Source organism: Stenotrophomonas sp. SY1, from assembly GCF_021202945.1.
GTDB lineage: Bacteria > Pseudomonadota > Gammaproteobacteria > Xanthomonadales > Xanthomonadaceae > Stenotrophomonas.
The window spans coordinates 226764-244273 of sequence record NZ_JAJOYR010000001.1 but is presented as its reverse complement, the minus strand read 5'-3'; the positions used below and the strand labels follow the sequence as shown (position 1 = coordinate 244273).

The window sequence follows — 17510 nt, the reverse complement described above, 5'->3', positions numbered from 1 at the left end:
AGAAGCCTGACGACCTCCCTTCTCCCGCCTGCGGGGTGAGGGCTTGTTGCTTACGAGCCACTGGCTCGTACAAGACCGAACGCCCAGCGCGCTGCGCTGGGCAGGGGCGCGGAGCGAGGTGCCCGCAGGGCGGATGGGGGCGCTTTTGACGTTCGCTCGTTAGAAGCTTGCCCTCACCCCAATCCCTCTCCCGTAAACGGGAGAGGGGCCAACAATCACTTTCCGACACCGGCTCCCTCTCCCTCGCGCCGGCGTCATCCGTAACCGGCCGGGCTCCGGTCCGGTTACGGCTTTTCTCTTTCAACGCGAAATCAGGTCGATGAACTTCGATACTTTCGCGTAAGGCGGGCGCAGCAGATCACTGCCCGCACGCTTGGTCTGCCACAACACCGGCAGGCGCTTGCTCATCGCATCGAAACCGGCACGGCCGTGATACGCGCCCATGCCACTGGCGCCGATGCCACCAAACGGCAAACCGTTGATGGCGAAGTGCAGCAGCGTGTCGTTGACGGTGACGCCGCCGGCCACGGTCTGCCCGACGATCTTCTCCACCGTCGCCTTGTCATGACTGAATGGATACAAGGCAAGCGGCCGGTCGCGGCCGTTGATGGTGGCGATGGCTTCATCAAGATTCCGGTAACTGCGGATCGGCAGGATCGGACCGAAGATCTCGTCCTGCATCACCGTGGCATCGTCACCCGGCTGCAGGATCAGGGTGGGCGGGAACAAGCGCTCACGGCGCGACCGCTCCCCATCGATCTGCGCCAGCTCGATCACCTGCAGACCACGCCCACGCGCATCGCTCACATAGTCCTTCAACCGCTGGAACTGCGCATCGTTGATGATCCGGCTGTAGTCACCGGCATCACTGAAATCGCCATAGCGTGACCGGATCTGCCCACGCAGTGCCTCGACCAGCGCATCGATGCGGCCCTCGTCGATCAGCACGTAATCCGGCGCGATGCAGGTCTGCCCGGCGTTGAACCATTTGCCGGTCGCCAGCCGTGCGGCTGCGCCGGCAACCGGGTAGTCCGCCGCCACCACCGCCGGTGACTTGCCACCCAGCTCCAGCGTCAGCGGAGTGAGGTGCTGCGCGGCAGCCGCCATCACCTTGCGGCCAACCGCAGTGGAACCGGTGAACACCAGATGGTCGAACGGCAAAGCCGAGAACGCGGATGCCACGCGGGCATCACCCTGCACGACGCTCACGCGCTCGGCTGGAAACACTTCGGCCAGCAACGATTGCAGGAACGCCGAGGTCTGCGGCGTGTGCTCGGAAGGTTTGAGCAGCACATGGTTGCCGGCGGCAATCGCGGTGGCCAACGGCACCAGCGCAAGGTTGACCGGATAGTTCCAGGGCGAGATCACCCCGACCACGCCAACCGGCACCGCGCGCAGCTGTGCCCGCGCCGGCCAGAACCGCCAACCCACGCCGATCCGCTCGGGCTTCATCCAGCCGCGCAGGTGCGAGAGCAGGTGATCGATCTCGCCGGTGACGGTCATGCCGTCGGCAATCACCGATTCGTGGTGCGAACGATGGCCGAAGTCGGCGGCGATGGCTTCGCTCATCTGGCCGATCCGCGCCTTGAACGCCGCCCGCAGCCGGCGCAGGTCATCGCGCCGCTGCGCGTAATCGGGCCGTTGCCGCATCCATGCCTGGCGCAACTGCGCCAGTGTTGCTTCCAGTGCTGCCTGTGTATCGCTCTGCGATTCCATGGTGCCTCCCCTCCCCGGGTAAGCGGCCACTGTAAACCCCGATGCGATTGGCGGTGAAGAGGTGGTGGCGTTAGGCACAGTTGCTGAGACCTGACTGCAGAGCCCCCTTTCCCAGCCCTCCCCTCCGCCTGCGGCGCAAGGGAGGGGGCAGAAGCAGCTGGCCCGAGGCCTGACAGATTGCAGCAATGCCGCATTTGGCCCCCTCCCTTGCGCCGCAGGCGGAGGGGAGGGTTGGGGAGGGGTGCCTTCCCGCCACAGCACAAAAAAAGGCCGCCCCTCGCAGGGCGGCCTGTGTTCACAACATGGCTAGACCATCAGTGATCCGAAGCCTTGCTCGCACCAATGCCGGTCTCGGCACGCACCTGCTGTGCCGGGTAGGCGGCACGTTCGGCCTGCGCATTGCGGCTCTTGTCGGTGATCGAGAAGAACCAGATGCCCACGAACGCGATGGTCATCGAGAACAGTGCCGGGCTGGTGTACGGGAACGGAGCACTGCCGGCGGCATTGCCCAGCGTGTCCACCCACACCGACGGCGACAGCAGCGTCAGGATCAGCGACGAAGCCAGACCCAGCGAACCACCGATCACCGCGCCGCGCGTGGTGCAGTCCTTCCACAGCAGCGACAGGATCAGCACCGGGAAGTTGGCCGAGGCGGCGATGGCGAAGGCCAGCGACACCATGAAGGCCACGTTCTGCTTCTCGAACACGATGCCCAGCAGCACCGCGACCACGCCCAGCACCAGCGTCGTCATGCGCGACACACGCAGCTCCGAGCCCGGCGGCGGGTTGCCCTGCTTGAACACGGTGGCATACAGGTCATGCGACACCGCCGAGGCACCGGACAGGGTCAGGCCCGCAACCACCGCCAGAATCGTGGCAAACGCCACCGCCGAGATGAAGCCCATGAACAGGTTGCCGCCCACCGCCTTGCCAACCAGCACGGCGGCCATGTTCGGGCCACCCTGGATGGTGCCGGTCACCGGATCGGCGTACTCGGGGTTGGTCAGCACCAGTGCGATCGCACCGAAACCGATGATGAAGATCAGGATGTAGAAGTAGCCGATCCAGGTGGTCGCCCACAGCACCGACTTGCGTGCCTGCTTTGCATCGGGAACGGTGAAGAAGCGCATCAGGATGTGCGGCAGGCCGGCGGTACCGAACATCAGCGCCATGCCGAACGAGATGGCCGAGATCGGGTCCTTCACGAAGCCACCGGGCCCCATGATCGCCAGCCCCGTCGTCGCTGCCTCTTCGGCACTCTTGCCGCTGTTGGCTGCGATCTGGGTCTTGACCCGCACCGCCTCGGTGAACAGCGCCTCAAAGCTGAAGTTGAAGTGCCACATCACCATCAAGGCCATGAAGGTGACACCGAACAGCAGCAGGCATGCCTTGATGATCTGCACCCAGGTGGTGGCGGTCATGCCACCGAACAGCACGTAGACCATCATCAGCACGCCAACCAGCGCCACTGCCACCCAGTAATCCAGCCCGAACAGCAGCTTGATCAACGCACCTGCGCCGACCATCTGCGCGATCAGGTAGAACAGCACCACCACCAGCGTGCCGGAGGCGGCAAACATGCGGATCGGCTTCTGCTGGAAGCGGTAGCCGGCCACGTCGGCGAAGGTGAAGCGGCCAAGGTTGCGCAGGCGTTCGGCCATCAGGAAGGTCAGGATCGGCCAACCGACCAGGAAGCCCAGCGCATAGATCAGGCCGTCGTAACCATTGGTCATCACCGCCGCGGTGATGCCCAGGAACGAAGCCGCCGACATGTAGTCACCGGCAATGGCCAGACCGTTCTGGAAGCCGGTGATGCCGCCACCGGCGGTGTAGAAATCAGACGCGGATTTGGTGCGGCCGGCCGCCCATTTGGTGATGCCCAGGGTGGCCAGCACGAACGTCGCGAACATGATGATCGCGGTCCAGTTGGTGGGCTGGCGCACGGTCTGGCCGATGTCGCCGCCGGCCGCCAACGCCGCGCCGCTTGCCGCCATCAAGGCCAGCACGGCGCCCGAGCGCAGAAACGAACGAGTCATTTAACGTCCTCCACGATCTGCTGGGTCAGCTGATCGAATTCCTTGTTGGCGCGGCGCACGTAGAAGCCGGTGATGAGGATGGTGAACACCATCAGCCCCAACGCGATCGGAATGCCGACGGTGGTGATCTTGCCGGCGCCGATCGGCGTGGCCAGGAATGCCTTGTCGAAGGCGATCAGGCCGATGTAACCGTAGTAGCCGATCAACATCAGGATGGTCAGGAACCAGCCAAGCCGGTTGCGCGTGGTGCGCAGCCGCTTGTAGGCGGGGTGGGAGGCGATCCGCTCAACACGGGGATCGACGGAAGCATTCATCGGAATTCTCCAGAGATCGGGAATACGGCCGCACTGGCGTGCAATGCACGCCGGCGCGGAAGCATGAGTGCTCCCCGTGGGGGTAGGGAGATGGTGCGTACTGCGTGTTCTGCATTGGCAGCGGCGCCGTCGTGGCGCCGCTGCCGGTGGCTCAGAAGCTGTACTTGGTGGTGAACTGCAGGCGGCTGATATCGCCCTTCTTGCCGTTCTCGATCTCGCGCACGCCGTACATCAGTTCAGCGCCGATATCGACCTTGGGCATCGGCGTATAGAACACGTTGCCGCGGATGGACTGCACGCTCTTGGTCACCAGGTCGCCGGTGATCGACGCATCGTTGTCGTAGTCGCTGCGTGCGTAGATCAGGTTGGTGCGCAGCTTGGAGGTGAAGGCGTGGCGCCAGCCAACGTAACCGGCGATCACGCCGGTCGGATCGAGCTCGTCACGGAGTGCGTCGTAGCCGCTGTCGGCGGTGACACCCAGGCCGATGTAACGTGCGATGCCTTCGCCACCGGTCAGCTGGTAGTGCAGGCTGTCGCTGTCGCCCATGACCCACTTGCCGCCCAGGGTCAGGCCACCTGCCACCTTGCTGGCATCGGCACCGGTGGTCTGGTTGTCCACCTTGAGCTGGCGCACCAGGCCGGCCATGCCGAACGTGCCCCAATCGCCCTTCCAGTTATAACGCACGGTCAGGTCAGGCATCGAGCCGCGGTCGGAGTTGGCCACCGCCGGCACGTTCCACTTGCCGGTCACCGGGTTGAAAGCGCCGGTGAGCGTGGTGGTTTCCGGGTTCTCCGCCGAGATGCTCAGGCCGCCGTTGGTGTAACGCACCTGGGTCTGGCGCACGAACACCACGCCGTCGGTCGGGCCGACGAAGTCCGCCGCTTCGGGAATCGAGGCCGGGTCCATGAAGTTGGACCAGGTCTGGCCGGCCAGCCACTTGTTCCAGTACATGTAGGCGTGACGCAGGGTGACGCCGTAGGTGTTGGTGGCGGTCTGGTTGCCCAGCGAGTTGCCGAAGAAATCCATCTCGACGAAGCCGCCGGCCTTGTCGCCGTTCTCACCCAGGTAATCCACGCCCAGGTTGAAGCGCGAGAACTTGGCATGTGCGTTGTAGTCCACGTCAGATGCCTTGCCCGAACCGCCGGCACCGTGCACCGGTGTCTGCCCCGGCAGGTACAGCGAACGGCCGGTGGCGTCATCCGCCAGCTGCCCGTCGCCGGTACGCGTGGCCAAGAAGTCGGCCTTGATGAAACCGCCGAACTTGAAGGTTGTGCCCGGTGCCGCGCCCGGGGTGATGGTGGTGACCTGAATTGGCTGCTTGCCGGCCGGCACTGCTGCCACGGCCGGACGTGCGGCCTGTGCCTGCTGCACCTGCACCACGTCGTTCTGGGTCTGGGTGATCACCGTCTGTTGCTGCTGCTGGGCAGACAACAACAACTGCACCTGGCGCTCCAGATCGGCCACGCGCGCTTCAAGCGCTTTCTCCTTGGCCGTCTGTGCAAACGCCATGCCCGGCGCAAGCAACGCGACGAACATCGCCGCGACGAGCGGCTTGCGGGCCGTTTTCAACATGTGGGTATTCATGGATCAGTCTCTCTCCCGACTGGCAATGATGGCCGCGCCATCTGCACGGTCCCGGGCAGGGTGCGCGGCGGCGCCAGCGGGCGGCTATTCGCCATTAGTCGTAAGTGGGCGGGCATTCGACCATCGTCTAATCAAAGGGGCAGCGCGGGGTATGCCGGATGCGGCACACTTGGTGGGTCCGGCTGTGTCGCAGGCACAGCGCATCCATTGGTTACAAGTGCAAAGGTGAGGGTTGCCATGACTGATGTTTATCCCGTTGATCCCAAGTTTGCCGCCACGGCAAAGATCGACAAGAACACGTATCAACAGCTGTACCGCGAATCGGTGGAGAACCCGGATGCGTTCTGGGCCAAGGCCGCCGAGCGGCTGGACTGGTATGTCAAGCCGACCAGGATCAAGAACGTCAGCTACAAGCTCGATGACTTCCGCATCAAGTGGTTCGAGGACGGCGAACTCAACGTCAGCGTGAACTGCCTGGATCGCCAGCTGGCCACGCGCGGCGACAAGACCGCCATCCTGTTCGAAGGCGACAGCCCCGACACGCCCGCACAGAAGGTCACCTACCGCGAGCTGTACGAGCGCGTGTGCCGCCTGGGCAACGCGCTGCGCAACCTCGGCATCCAGAAGGGCGACCGCGTCACCATCTACCTGCCGATGATCGTTGACGCCGCCGTGGCGATGCTGGCCTGCGCCCGCGTCGGTGCGATCCACTCGGTGGTGTTTGGTGGCTTTGCCGCCAACTCCATCGCCGACCGCGTCGGCGATTGCCGCAGCAAGCTGATCATCACCGCCGATGAAGGCCTGCGTGGTGGCAAGAAGGTGCCGCTGAAGGCCAACGTCGATGCCGCGCTGAAGCTGCCGGGCACCAACACCGTGGAAACGGTGCTGGTCGTACGCCACACCGGTGGCGCGGTCGACATGCAGGCCCCGCGCGACCGCTGGTTCCACGACGTGGTGGACACCCAGCCGGCCGAGTGCGAGCCCGAGCGCATGAACGCCGAAGACCCGCTGTTCATCCTGTACACCTCCGGCTCCACCGGCAAGCCGAAGGGCGTGCTGCACACCAGCGGCGGTTACCTGCTGTATGCGGCGTACACGCACGAAGCGGTGTTCGACCTGCGCGAGGACGACATCTACTGGTGCACCGCCGACGTGGGCTGGGTCACCGGCCACAGCTACATCGTCTACGGCCCGCTGGCCAACGGCGCCACCTCGGTGATGTTCGAGGGCGTGCCCAACTACCCGAACACCTCGCGTTTCTGGGAAGTGATCGACAAGCACCAGATCACCATCTTCTACACCGCACCCACCGCGATCCGTGCATTGATGCGCGAAGGCGCCGACCCGGTCACGCGCACGTCGCGCAAGAGCCTGCGCCTGCTCGGCAGCGTGGGTGAGCCGATCAACCCGGAAGCCTGGCGCTGGTACTACGAAGTGGTCGGCGATTCGCGTTGCCCCATCGTCGATACCTGGTGGCAGACCGAAACCGGCGGCATCCTGATTTCGCCGCTGCCGGCGGCCATCGACCTGAAGCCGGGCTCGGCCACGCTGCCGTTCTTCGGCGTGCAGCCGGCACTGGTCAGCGCCGATGGTGAACCGCTGGAAGGCGCCGCCGAAGGCAACCTGATCATCCGTGATTCGTGGCCAGGCCAGATGCGTACCGTCTACGGCGACCACCAGCGTTTCATCGATACGTATTTCCGCACCTATCCGGGCAGCTACTTCACCGGCGACGGTTGCCGTCGCGACGAAGACGGTTACTACTGGATCACCGGCCGCGTCGATGACGTGATCAACGTGTCCGGTCACCGCATCGGTACGGCGGAAGTGGAAAGCGCACTGGTTTCGCACCCGAAGGTGGCCGAGGCCGCCGTGGTCGGCTTCCCGCACGAGATCAAGGGCCAGGGCATCTACGCCTACGTCACCCTGGTGGCCGGTGAGCCGCAGACCGACGAACTGCTCAAGGAACTGGTGACCTGGGTGCGCAAGGAAATCGGCCCGATCGCCGCACCGGACCACCTGCAGTGGGCACCGGGCCTGCCCAAGACCCGCTCGGGCAAGATCATGCGCCGCATCCTGCGCAAGATCGCCGAGAACGCACCGGACCAGCTGGGCGACACCTCGACGCTGGCCGACCCGTCGGTGGTCGCGTCGCTGGTGGAAGAGCGCAAGGTCAGGTGAGTGTTCGAGGGGCACGTACGTGCCCCCTTCGCCGGCCAGTGCGGAGGGCATTGGCCGGCGTCAGTACCGCTATCCTGTCACCCTGGACGGACCCGGTTCCGTCACCTGCATTGGACCGCACATGCCTACCCTCCTGATCGCCGATGACCATCCGCTGTTCCGCGAAGCGCTCAAGGGCGCCGTGCAACGCGTCATTCCCGGCGTGCAACTGCTGGAGGCCGACAGCGTCGAAGCGCTGTACACACTGGCCGAACAGCATCCCGATGCCGATCTGGTGCTGATGGATCTGAACATGCCCGGCGCGCAGGGCTTCAACGCACTGGTGCACCTGCGTTCGCTGCATCCGCAGTTGCCGATCGTGGTGGTGTCCGCCCGCGAGGAGGCCACCGTGATGCGTCGCGCACTCGACCACGGTGCATTCGGTTTCATTCCAAAATCCGCCGATTCGGACACGATTGGCCATGCGCTGGGCACCATCCTCGATGGCGAACGCTGGGCTCCGGCCGAAGCGCACAACGTGCCGCCCACCGACCATGAAGAACGCGAAGTCGGGCAGCGCCTGCGCGAGTTGACCCCGCAGCAGTTCCGCGTGCTGCAGATGCTCGGCGTCGGCCGCCTGAACAAGCAGATCGCCTACGACCTGGGCGTATCGGAAGCCACCATCAAGGCCCACGTCACCGCCATCCTGCGCAAGCTGGGCGTCACCAACCGCACCCAGGCGGTGCTGATGGCCGGTAAGCTGGCCATCGACGACGACGCCATCGTGCTGCCGCCGGAAGAAGACTGAGCCGCAACGCCGGTTCGGATGGAATCGCAGACTGGGATGCCATCCCAGCACCTTCATCTTTGAGCTATCGCTGGCCGCATACGCGGCAGCGGGTTCCGCATGCACCGCAAGCACCCCCTCCCCCGCCCTCCCCTTGGTTCCGCCAAAGGGAGCGGCGAAGCGTGCGCGCTGTCGGATCACGGCCATGCCGCCCTTGGCCCCCTCCCTTGCACCGCAGGTGCTGGGGAGGGTTGGGGAGGGGGCGCCTTCCGCCACTCACGCCGACCGTCGCAACTCCTCCGCCGCTTGCACCTGTTCGCCTTCCAACTCGGCCGCCACCACGAAGCGCTCCGCAGCCGCCGCCAACTCCTGCGCCTGCGCCCGCATCTCCACCGCCGCCTGCGAGGAGGCACGCGCGACCTTGCCGCTCTGCTGCGTGCCCTCGCCAATGCGGCGTAGCAACCGCTCCACATCATCGACCGCAACCACCTGCCGTTCCGATGCGGCGTCGATGCGCGCCATCGCTGTCACCACCTGCTGCACCCGGCCGCTGATGTCGTGCATCGCCTCGCCACTGGTGTCCACCAGCCGCGCGCCGGCTTCCACCTGCTGCAACGACTCATCCACCAGTACGCGGATCTGCTGCGATGCTTCGGCGGAACGCTGCGCCAGCATCCGCACTTCACCGGCCACCACCGCAAAACCGCGACCGTGGCTGCCGGCACGTGCCGCTTCCACCGCCGCATTGAGTGCCAGCAGGTTGGTCTGGAACGAAAGACTGTTCACGGTAGCGACGATCTCGCGGATATGCCGCGACGATGCGCGCAGCTGTTCCATGCCACTGATCGCCGCAGCGGTGGCTTCACTGCCACGTTCCGCCGCCAGGCTTGCCGCCTCGGAGACCGCTGCACTTTGCCGCGCACTGCCGGCATTTTCGCGGGCCTCGCCGGCTACCGATCGCACCCGCTGCAATGCGTCATTCACGTCGCGCACCTGCTCTTCGACGCGCCCGGACAGATCGACCGTGCCGCTGGCCATGTCGTCCACTGCCTCCTGCACGCTGCCGGCCGATTGCTGGATGCTGGAAACGATGCCGCCCACCTGCTGCATCGCCACCTCCAGGCCCTGGCGCAGCGTGGCGTAGATGCCCCGCCCGTCGTCACGCATGCGCGCACTCAGATCGCCGCGCGCGAAATGGCCAATCACCCGTGTGGCATCACCGAGCTGCGCCTGCACGCTATCCAGCAATGCGTTGATGCGTTCACCCAGCTGGCGGACGAAACCCTGCTTGTCGTCCAGTGCGATGCGCCCCTGCAGGTCACCCGCGGCGGCGGCGGCCACCACGGCGGCCACCTCGTTGACGATCACCCGTTCGAGGCGGCGGTCCTGCCACTCCATCACCAACCCCAGCACGCGCGAGTGCTCCAGCACTGGGCTGGTGCGCAGCAGAAAGCCACTGTTGCCCAGCTCCACTTCCGCATCGACAGCAGAGGCCGCTTGCTGCGCCTTGCGCAGGACCGCCAGCACGTCCTCACCCAACACCGCCACGTCGGTGCCGGTGTCCATCGCCTGGCCGATACCGGCCTGCGCGAAGCTGTACGCCAACGCTTCATTCGCATAGACGACGCGGCCTTCGGCATCGGTGACCAGTACCGCCGCACCGGCCACGTCCAGCGCCTGGCGTACGCGCTGGTTGGCCTGTGCGGCGATGCGCTCACTGGCGATACGCTCGCGCAGGCTGGCCTGCATCTGCATCAGCGCCGTCGCCAGCCGCCCGATCTCGTCGTGCGTGTTGCGCACCACCAGGCTGCCATCGAGATGGCCATCGGCAATGGCGCGGGCGAAGTCGGCCGCATCGGCCAGCGGGCGGCTGACCGCACGCAGCAGCAACAGCAGCAAGGTGACCAGCAGCAGCCCGACCAGAAGAACGGTGACGGCAAATGCAACATTCATCCAGGTGCGTGCCGACGCCTGCTCTGCGCGTTGCCGCTGCAATGCGGTGCGCTGCTCCTGCTGCAGCTTCTGGACGACCGGCCCAGCCTGCGCGGCAAGATCATCCATCGCCTGTGTCTCGCTGTCGGCGCCGAAGCGCGCCGCCGCGTAGGACAGGAACGCACCCTGGTACAGCTGCATGGCATCGCGCACCTGTGCCTTGATGTCCTCGGGCATGCGCGCCTGCTGCAACAGCAGTTCGAACGGCATCACCTGCGCGCTCAGTTCATCGGCATATTTCTGCTCGCGGCGCAGGATGAAATCCTTCTCGTAGCGACGCATGGTCAGCATCGAAACCTGCAGCGCCGGTACGTCGTAGTTGCCGATCAGGTTCTCGACCTGATGCACGGCACCGCGCAAGTCGCCCTGCAAGCCACTGTCGGCGTCATGGCCCAGCTCGTTGATGCGTTCATCCAGTGCCTTGCCCGACTCCAGGTAGCCGCGCAGGGGCGTGGCCAGCTCCTTGCTCCACGGCGCGCTGCCTGCCGACGATGCCAATGCAGCCTGCAGCCGTTCGCTGGCAGCCAGGAAGGCGGTGCCGGCGGGCGCCGAAAACGACATGGCATACTCGGCCTGCGCGCGCCGCACCTCGGCGAAGGCGGCTGCCAATGCTTCCAGCCGCGCGGCGTCCTGCTGGTAGTTCTGCAGGCGCTGATCGGCGCGCTGCATGCCAGCGCTGAGCCAGGCGTAGGCTGAACCAATGACGGCCAGGCCGACCACCAGCGCCAGCAGGCTCAGGCGCAGCTTCTGGGCGATTCCAAGCGGGAATTTCATGCCACGACTCCGGGCGTAGGGACGCACCTTTATCGGCCGTGGCGGATGGGGCTTTAGTGCCGCTTTCCGGCGCATCGCACGGCCTGGTACGGCCGCGATGCGGCGCCCATGAAGCCAGCGGAATGTGACAGGCGTATTGCAGCTGCTGGCCCCGCCAGCGGCCATGCTAGAATCCGCATTCCCTTGGGGAGTAGCCTGCTTCCAGCATTGGAAGCGCCCACGTCAACACACTCGGCCAGTGCGCCGTGGCGTGGGCAGCCAGACCCGGTTGGCGAGACCAGCGGCGTGCGTGCACAACTTCAGGTTGGGCGTGCCGCATGCCGTTTGCGTCCCAGCCCGGCCCGGTAGTCCAGATGTCGCCACTTTCGATTCTTCTGATTGGCTTTGCCATGTCCACCGATGCCTTCGCCGCAGCGGTCGGCAAGGGCGCGGCGATGCGCAAGCCACGCTTTGCGGATGCTCTGCGCGCCGGTGTGATCTTCGGCGTGATCGAAGCAATCACGCCCATCATCGGCTGGCTGCTGGGCCGCGCCGCCTCGCGGTACGTTGAAGCGTTCGATCACTGGATCGCGTTCGTGCTGCTGGGTGCGCTGGGCCTGCACATGATCATTGCCGGGCTCAAGAGCGATCCGGAAGAAACACCGGACGGCGACAACGGCAAGGGCCGGCATGGTTTCTGGGCGCTGGCCGTCACCGGTTTTGCCACCAGCATCGACGCGATGGCCATCGGCGTGGGCCTGGCATTCCTGGATGTCCACATCGGCGTGGTCGCGCTGGTGATCGGCCTGTGCACGCTGACCATGGTGACGCTGGGCATCATGCTCGGCCGCGTGCTCGGTGAGATGGCCGGCAAGCGCGCGGAGATCATCGGCGGCGTGATCCTGATCATCATCGGCTGCACGATTCTTTACGAGCACCTGCACGCGGCGGGTTGAGCGTTGCTGCGGTGGTTCGAAGCCAGAGCCCAAGTGCGAGTGCGGAAGCACCCCTCCCCAACCCTCCCCTGCTGCGCAAGGGAGGGAGCGGCGATGCGTGATCGGTCTGATGACGACCAGGCTGTGTTTCTGCTCCCTCCCTTGCGCGCAGCGTAGGAGTTGCTGGTCCGCCGAGCGTGGCTCGGCGCTACCGCTTCATGGCGTGCGGCGGTAGCGCGGGTCGTTCAACGCAGTGAGGAAGGCACGCAGCGAGGCCGGCTTCACCGGCTTGGTCAACACGCGGTAGCCGCGCTCTCGGGCCATGCGCTTGAGCTCGTCGCGGCCGTCGGCGGTCAGCAGCGCGCCCGGCAATGGCCGGCCGGCGGCTTCACGCAATGCCACCAGCGTGTCCAGGCCATCGAGGCGATCATGCAGGTGGTAATCCACCAGCATCACGTCGGGCTGATCGGCCAGTTTTTCCAGGGCCATGTCCACGGTGCTGGCGGCGATCACCTCCACCTTCCAGCGGCCCAGCAGCGCGCGCATGCCGTCGAGGATTTCCTGGTCGTTGTCCACGCACAGCACGCGCATGCCGGCCAACGAATCATCGCCGGTGAAAGCGGAAACCGGCGCGGTCGGTGGTGCGCTGCTGGCCGGTGCCGCCACGCGCGGCAGGGTGATGGAGAACATGCTGCCGTGGCCGGGCTGGCTGCGCGCGTTCAAGGCATGGTCGAGCAGGCGCGAAATGCGCTGGCAGATCGACAGGCCCAGGCCCAGGCCCTGCTCGCCCCAGTCGAATGGCTGCTGGTAGCGATGGAACTCGTTGAAGATCTGCTGCATGTGGTGCTCGGGAATGCCCGGGCCGGTGTCCCACACCTGCAGTTCCACCTGTTCGCCACGCACGCGCAGGGCCAGCACGATGCGGCCGGTGCGCGTGTAGCGCAGCGCGTTGGCCATGAAGTTCTGCAACACACGGCGCAGCAGTCGGCGGTCGCTACGCACCCAGGCCGGCCGTGCGAACACATGCAGGCGCAGGCCGCGCCCCGCTGCCACCGGCGTGTACTGCGCGGCGAGTTCGCGCACCAGTACGCTGGCGTCGAATTCGGTGATGGTCGGGCGCAGGCCGCCGGCATCCAGGCGTGAGACGTCGAGCAGGCCATCGAGCAGTTCTTCGGCCGCGCGCAGCGACGCATCGACACGCTCGGCCAGGTGCCGCTGTTCGTCGGTCTCGGGCAGGCTGTCGCGCAGGGCCGAGGCGAACAGGCGCGCGGCATTGAGCGGTTGCAGCACGTCATGGCTGATCGCCGCGAGGAAGCGGGTCTTGGACTGCTGCGCGGCCTCGGCCGCCTGTGAGCGCTCGGCCACGCGCTGTTCCAGGGTTTCGTTGGCCTCCAGCAACGCCTGCTCGGCCTGCTTGAAGTCGGTAATGTCGTTGTAGCTGGTGACGTAACCACCGCCCGGCAACGCCTGGCCGCGCAGTTCGATCACCTTGCCATCGGCACCGGTGCGTTCGAACACATGCGGCGAGCCGGCCCGCATGTAGCCGATGCGGCGGTTGATCTGGATTTCGATATCGCCCTCGCCCAGCTCACCACGCTCAGCGTTGTAGCGGATCAGATCGGCGACCGGGCGGCCGACGTAAAGCATGCCGTCCGGATAGCCGAACATCTGCTGGTAGCGGCGGTTCCACGCGGTCAGGCGCATTTCCGGATCGACCACGCTGACGCCGGCGCTGATGTTCTCCAGCGTGGTGGAAAGAATCTCGCGGTTGAATCGCAGCTCCTGCCCGGCTTCGTCCAGTACCGCCACCACTTCGCCCAGGTCCATGCCCGAGCCGCGCAGCAGGCTGGTCAGCAGCAGGCGCGCCGAGGCCGCACCGATGGAGGCGGCCAGCAGGCGTTCGGTGAACTGCACCCACACGCGGTCGGCCGCGGCGGCAGGCTGGAAATCGCGATGCAGCGACTGCGCCTGTTCGATGAAGGCGCGGCGTGCGCGGTTGTCGCCGATCACCCGCGTGGCCAAGGCCAGCAGGTCACGCACCTTGACGTGTGCCGGCCAGTCGCCGGACACCACCGGCCGTTTGGCGTAGGGATCCAGGAACGGCGCCGCGCGCAGGCGCTCATTCACATCCGGGCGCCAGCGCATCGACACCAGCAGCATCGTCGCGGTGTTGAGCAGCAGCGACCAGAACGTACCGTGGGTGAGCCCGTCCCAGCCGGCCAGGCCGAACAGCTGCTGCGGACGCAGCCAGGCGATGCCGAACGGGCCGTGCTGCAACAGCGTTTCATCCAGCCAGCCGCCATGGCTCAGCGCCGGCACCAGCAGGGTGTAGATCCACACCCCGAAGCCAACCAGCATGCCGGTTTCCACGCCGCGCCGGCTGGCACCGCGCCAGTACAGGCCACCGATCAGACCCGGCGCGAACTGCGCCACCGCCGCGAACGCCATCAGGCCGTAGGTGGCCAGCATGGTGTCGTTGTTGCTGCCACGGTAATAGCCGTAGGCCACCAGCGCCAACAGCAGGATCGCCAGGCGGCGTATCCAAAGCACGCGCGAAGCCATGCTAGCCGCTTCGCGGTGGTCGCCACTGCGGCGCAGCAGCAGCGGCATCACCAGATCGTTGCTGATCATGGTGGCCAGGGCGATCGAGGAAACGATGACCATGCCGGTGGCGGCGGAGAAGCCGCCCACGTAGGCCACCAGCGCCAGCATCACGCTGCCTTCGGACATCGGCAGAGCCAGCACCAGCGTGTCGTCGGAGGCCAGGCCGGTACCGAACAGCGCCGCGCCGGCCGTGGCGATGGGGATGATCATCAGCGAGATCAGCACCAGGTAGCCGCCGAACATCCAGCGCGCGCGGCGCACATCGCCGGCGTTGCCGCACTCCACCACTGCCACGTGGAACTGGCGCGGCAGGCAGATCAGCGCCAGGAAGCTCAGCAAGGTCTGCGAGACGAAGCCAACCGGCGGCATGCCTTCAAACAGCGTGCGCGCGGACTGCACCACCGATTCGCCGCGGTCGGAGATCAGCAGGTAGGCGAACAGGCCCACCGCGATCATCGCCAACAGCTTGATCATCGACTCCAGCGCGATGGCCAGCATCATGCCGTAGTGGTGTTCGGTGGCATCCACCTGGCGGGTGCCGAACAGGATGGCGAACAAGGCCATCAGCAAGGCCACGTACAACGCCGGGTCGGTCAGCGGCCCCTGCCCGCCGGCATTGCCACTCAATACCTGCACGCTCATCGCCACGGCTTTGTATTGCAGCGCCAGGTACGGCACCACGCCGACCAGCGCGATCAAGGCCACCAGCGCCGCCAACCGCCGCGAGCGGCCGAAGCGCGAGGAGATGAAGTCGGCGATGGAGACCACGTTCTCGCTGCGCGCGATCAGCGCCAGCCGCTCGATGATGCGCCAGCCGAAGGCCAGCATCAGCAGCGGGCCAAGATAAATGGGCAGGTAGCCGATGCCGTAGCGCACCGCGGTGCCGACGCCGCCATAGAAGGTCCATGACGAGCAGTACACCGCCAGCGCCAGGCTGTAGACCACCGGCCGCAGCCAGGGGCGGTCCGGATACAGCGGGCGACGGTCGCCCCACCACGCCACGCCGAACAGCAGCGCGGCGTAGCCGAGGGAGACCAGGAGCAGGATCCAGCTGGAGACCAAGTGCACAACCCGTCGAGCGGAGCGGCCCAGTGTAGCCATTCCGTTGGGTTGGGGGCTGAGGGCGATTGGAGCCTTACCCCTCCCCAACCCTCCCCTCCGCCTACGGCGCAAGGGAGGGGGCGGAATGCTGCGGCTCTGGGTTGGCTGGCAGCGCTCCGGCTTCCTTGCTCCCTCGCTTGCGCCGCAGGCAGTGGGGTCCGAAGCGGCCCCGCTCCCTCCCTTTCACCGCAGGTGAAGGGGAGGGTTGGGGAGGGGTGCTTTGGTTCTTGCTCTTCGGTGTTGGATTGCTTCAACAGACTTGTGTACGGGTATCTGTTCAAGCAACAGCACCGCGAGCGCTACCCCTCCCCAACCCTCCCCTGCTTCGCAAGGGAGGGGGCCGAAGCGGCTTCGCTCCGCTTCGACGAAGTGCGGCTTTGCACCCTGCTTTTCAGCAAGGTGCAGCTTGGCTCCCACATCGCCAGGGAAAGAGAGCCAACAAAAGCAGAACGCCCCGGCATTGCCGGGGCGTTCTGTGTCCAACAACTGAATCGAACTTACTGTGCCAGCTCGAAGCGCACTTCCACGCGGCGGTTCGGCAGCAGGCATTCCAGCAGCGCCGCACGCGGCTTGACGCCATCGCACTGCTGCACCTGCTGGGTGTCGCCGCGGTATTCGTAGCGGATATTGTCGCCAGCAACACCGCGGCCGATCAGCAGCTCACGCACCGTCTTGGCACGACGCTCGGACAAGGCCTGGTTGTAGTCAAAGCCATTGCCCTGCATGCGGTCGGCATGGCCCACCAGGGTCACACCGCTCAACGTGCGCTTCTCTGCGGCGATGGTGGCCAATGCACGGTCCACGCTTTCCAGCGAGTAGGTGCGGATGTCCTTGTAGCCGTCGCGGTCGAACTCGAACAGCACGTTGGCGATCAGCGGGCCTGCCGCCACCGGAACCACCGCCGGGCCTGCCGGGTCCACGCCGCACAGGCGTGCCGCCGTTTCGGCTTCGTTGACCAGGTCTTCAGCGATCTGGATGTACGGCTTGGAATGACGCCACTGCTGCTGGTTGAACTCGTTGCCGGCATGCACCAGCTCCACTTCACCGCAGGCCACCTTCTGCGCGGCGCAGGCGAAGCCCGGCGTGCCGTGGATGACCTTCAGACGCTGCCACAGGTCGGCACGCAGGTACTTGGCGTTGTTGACCAGCGCGGTGTCGGTGGGGATCGGCGAGACACCATTCTCCATGTCCACGATCAGCTTCTCCGACTCGGTCAGCGCTTCCTGCGGGAAGTCACTGCGGTCGTTGCGGGTGTATTCGTGGAAGGACACGTCCAGCCAGCACTGGGCCTTGGACAGGTGGTAATCGCGGATCGGGCGACCTCCATCGTTGAGCGCCTGGATGCGGCCCTGCGTTACCTCGTAGGACTCCAGGTCGGCATGGATGGCCTCATCGGTGATGCGCTTGGCCTGCGGGTTGAGCTGGGTCTGCTGCGCGCTGGCGGTGCCGGCAACGACGGTGAGCACGGCAGCAGCGAGCAGCGTGCGGAACGAAGGGGTTTTCAGATGCGAAAGAGTCATGGTGTCG

At 65.9% G+C, this 17510-nt stretch carries 10 protein-coding genes and 1 riboswitch; of the genes, 3 read left to right on the top strand and 7 right to left on the bottom strand.

Annotated features, from left to right (window positions below):
- Positions 1–300 precede the first annotated feature (300 nt).
- From LR961_RS00860 to LR961_RS00845, 4 genes are all read right to left on the bottom strand, one after another.
- Complete coding sequence (locus tag LR961_RS00860; protein ID WP_232146540.1) at positions 301–1716, bottom strand: coniferyl aldehyde dehydrogenase; 1416 nt, start codon at positions 1714–1716, stop codon at positions 301–303.
- A 314-nt stretch (positions 1717–2030) separates the two neighbouring features.
- Complete coding sequence (locus LR961_RS00855) at positions 2031–3752, bottom strand: cation acetate symporter (RefSeq protein ID WP_232146539.1); 1722 nt, start codon at positions 3750–3752, stop codon at positions 2031–2033.
- On the bottom strand, positions 3749–4066 hold the full coding sequence (locus LR961_RS00850; RefSeq protein WP_232146538.1) for a DUF485 domain-containing protein: 318 nt from the start codon (positions 4064–4066) through the stop codon (positions 3749–3751). The genes LR961_RS00855 and LR961_RS00850 overlap by 4 nt, the downstream gene beginning before the upstream one ends.
- Positions 4067–4217: 151 nt before the next feature.
- Positions 4218–5651 (bottom strand): DcaP family trimeric outer membrane transporter, encoded by a 1434-nt coding sequence (locus tag LR961_RS00845; protein ID WP_232146537.1) that lies wholly within the window; start codon positions 5649–5651, stop codon positions 4218–4220.
- Between the two features lie 237 nt (positions 5652–5888).
- Between LR961_RS00845 and acs the strand changes: the two genes are divergently transcribed.
- On the top strand, positions 5889–7832 hold the full coding sequence (acs, locus tag LR961_RS00840) for an acetate--CoA ligase (protein WP_232146536.1): 1944 nt from the start codon (positions 5889–5891) through the stop codon (positions 7830–7832).
- Positions 7833–7953: 121 nt separating this feature from the next.
- Positions 7954–8619: a response regulator transcription factor gene (locus LR961_RS00835; protein ID WP_232146535.1), complete on the top strand. Its 666-nt coding sequence runs from the start codon at positions 7954–7956 to the stop codon at positions 8617–8619.
- 255 nt (positions 8620–8874) lie between these two features.
- Here the strand turns inward: LR961_RS00835 and LR961_RS00830 are convergent, their stop codons facing one another.
- The gene (locus tag LR961_RS00830) at positions 8875–11364 is read right to left on the bottom strand and encodes a methyl-accepting chemotaxis protein (RefSeq protein ID WP_232146534.1); all 2490 of its coding nucleotides are present in this window, start codon (positions 11362–11364) and stop codon (positions 8875–8877) included.
- Positions 11365–11537: 173 nt separating this feature from the next.
- A riboswitch (yybP-ykoY riboswitch) is annotated at positions 11538–11704 on the top strand.
- 13 nt (positions 11705–11717) lie between these two features.
- Here LR961_RS00830 and mntP point away from each other — a divergent pair.
- Positions 11718–12299 carry a manganese efflux pump MntP gene (mntP, locus tag LR961_RS00825; RefSeq protein ID WP_232146533.1) on the top strand — a complete coding sequence of 194 codons (582 nt, stop codon included), beginning with the start codon at positions 11718–11720 and terminating at the stop codon, positions 12297–12299.
- 195 nt (positions 12300–12494) lie between these two features.
- Here mntP and LR961_RS00820 read toward each other — a convergent pair whose 3' ends face one another.
- Both LR961_RS00820 and LR961_RS00815 read right to left on the bottom strand, forming a co-directional pair.
- Complete coding sequence (locus LR961_RS00820; protein ID WP_232146532.1) at positions 12495–15944, bottom strand: PAS domain-containing hybrid sensor histidine kinase/response regulator; 3450 nt, start codon at positions 15942–15944, stop codon at positions 12495–12497.
- 536 nt (positions 15945–16480) lie between these two features.
- On the bottom strand, positions 16481–17503 hold the full coding sequence (locus LR961_RS00815; RefSeq protein ID WP_232146531.1) for an OmpA family protein: 1023 nt from the start codon (positions 17501–17503) through the stop codon (positions 16481–16483).
- Positions 17504–17510: the final 7 nt, after the last annotated feature.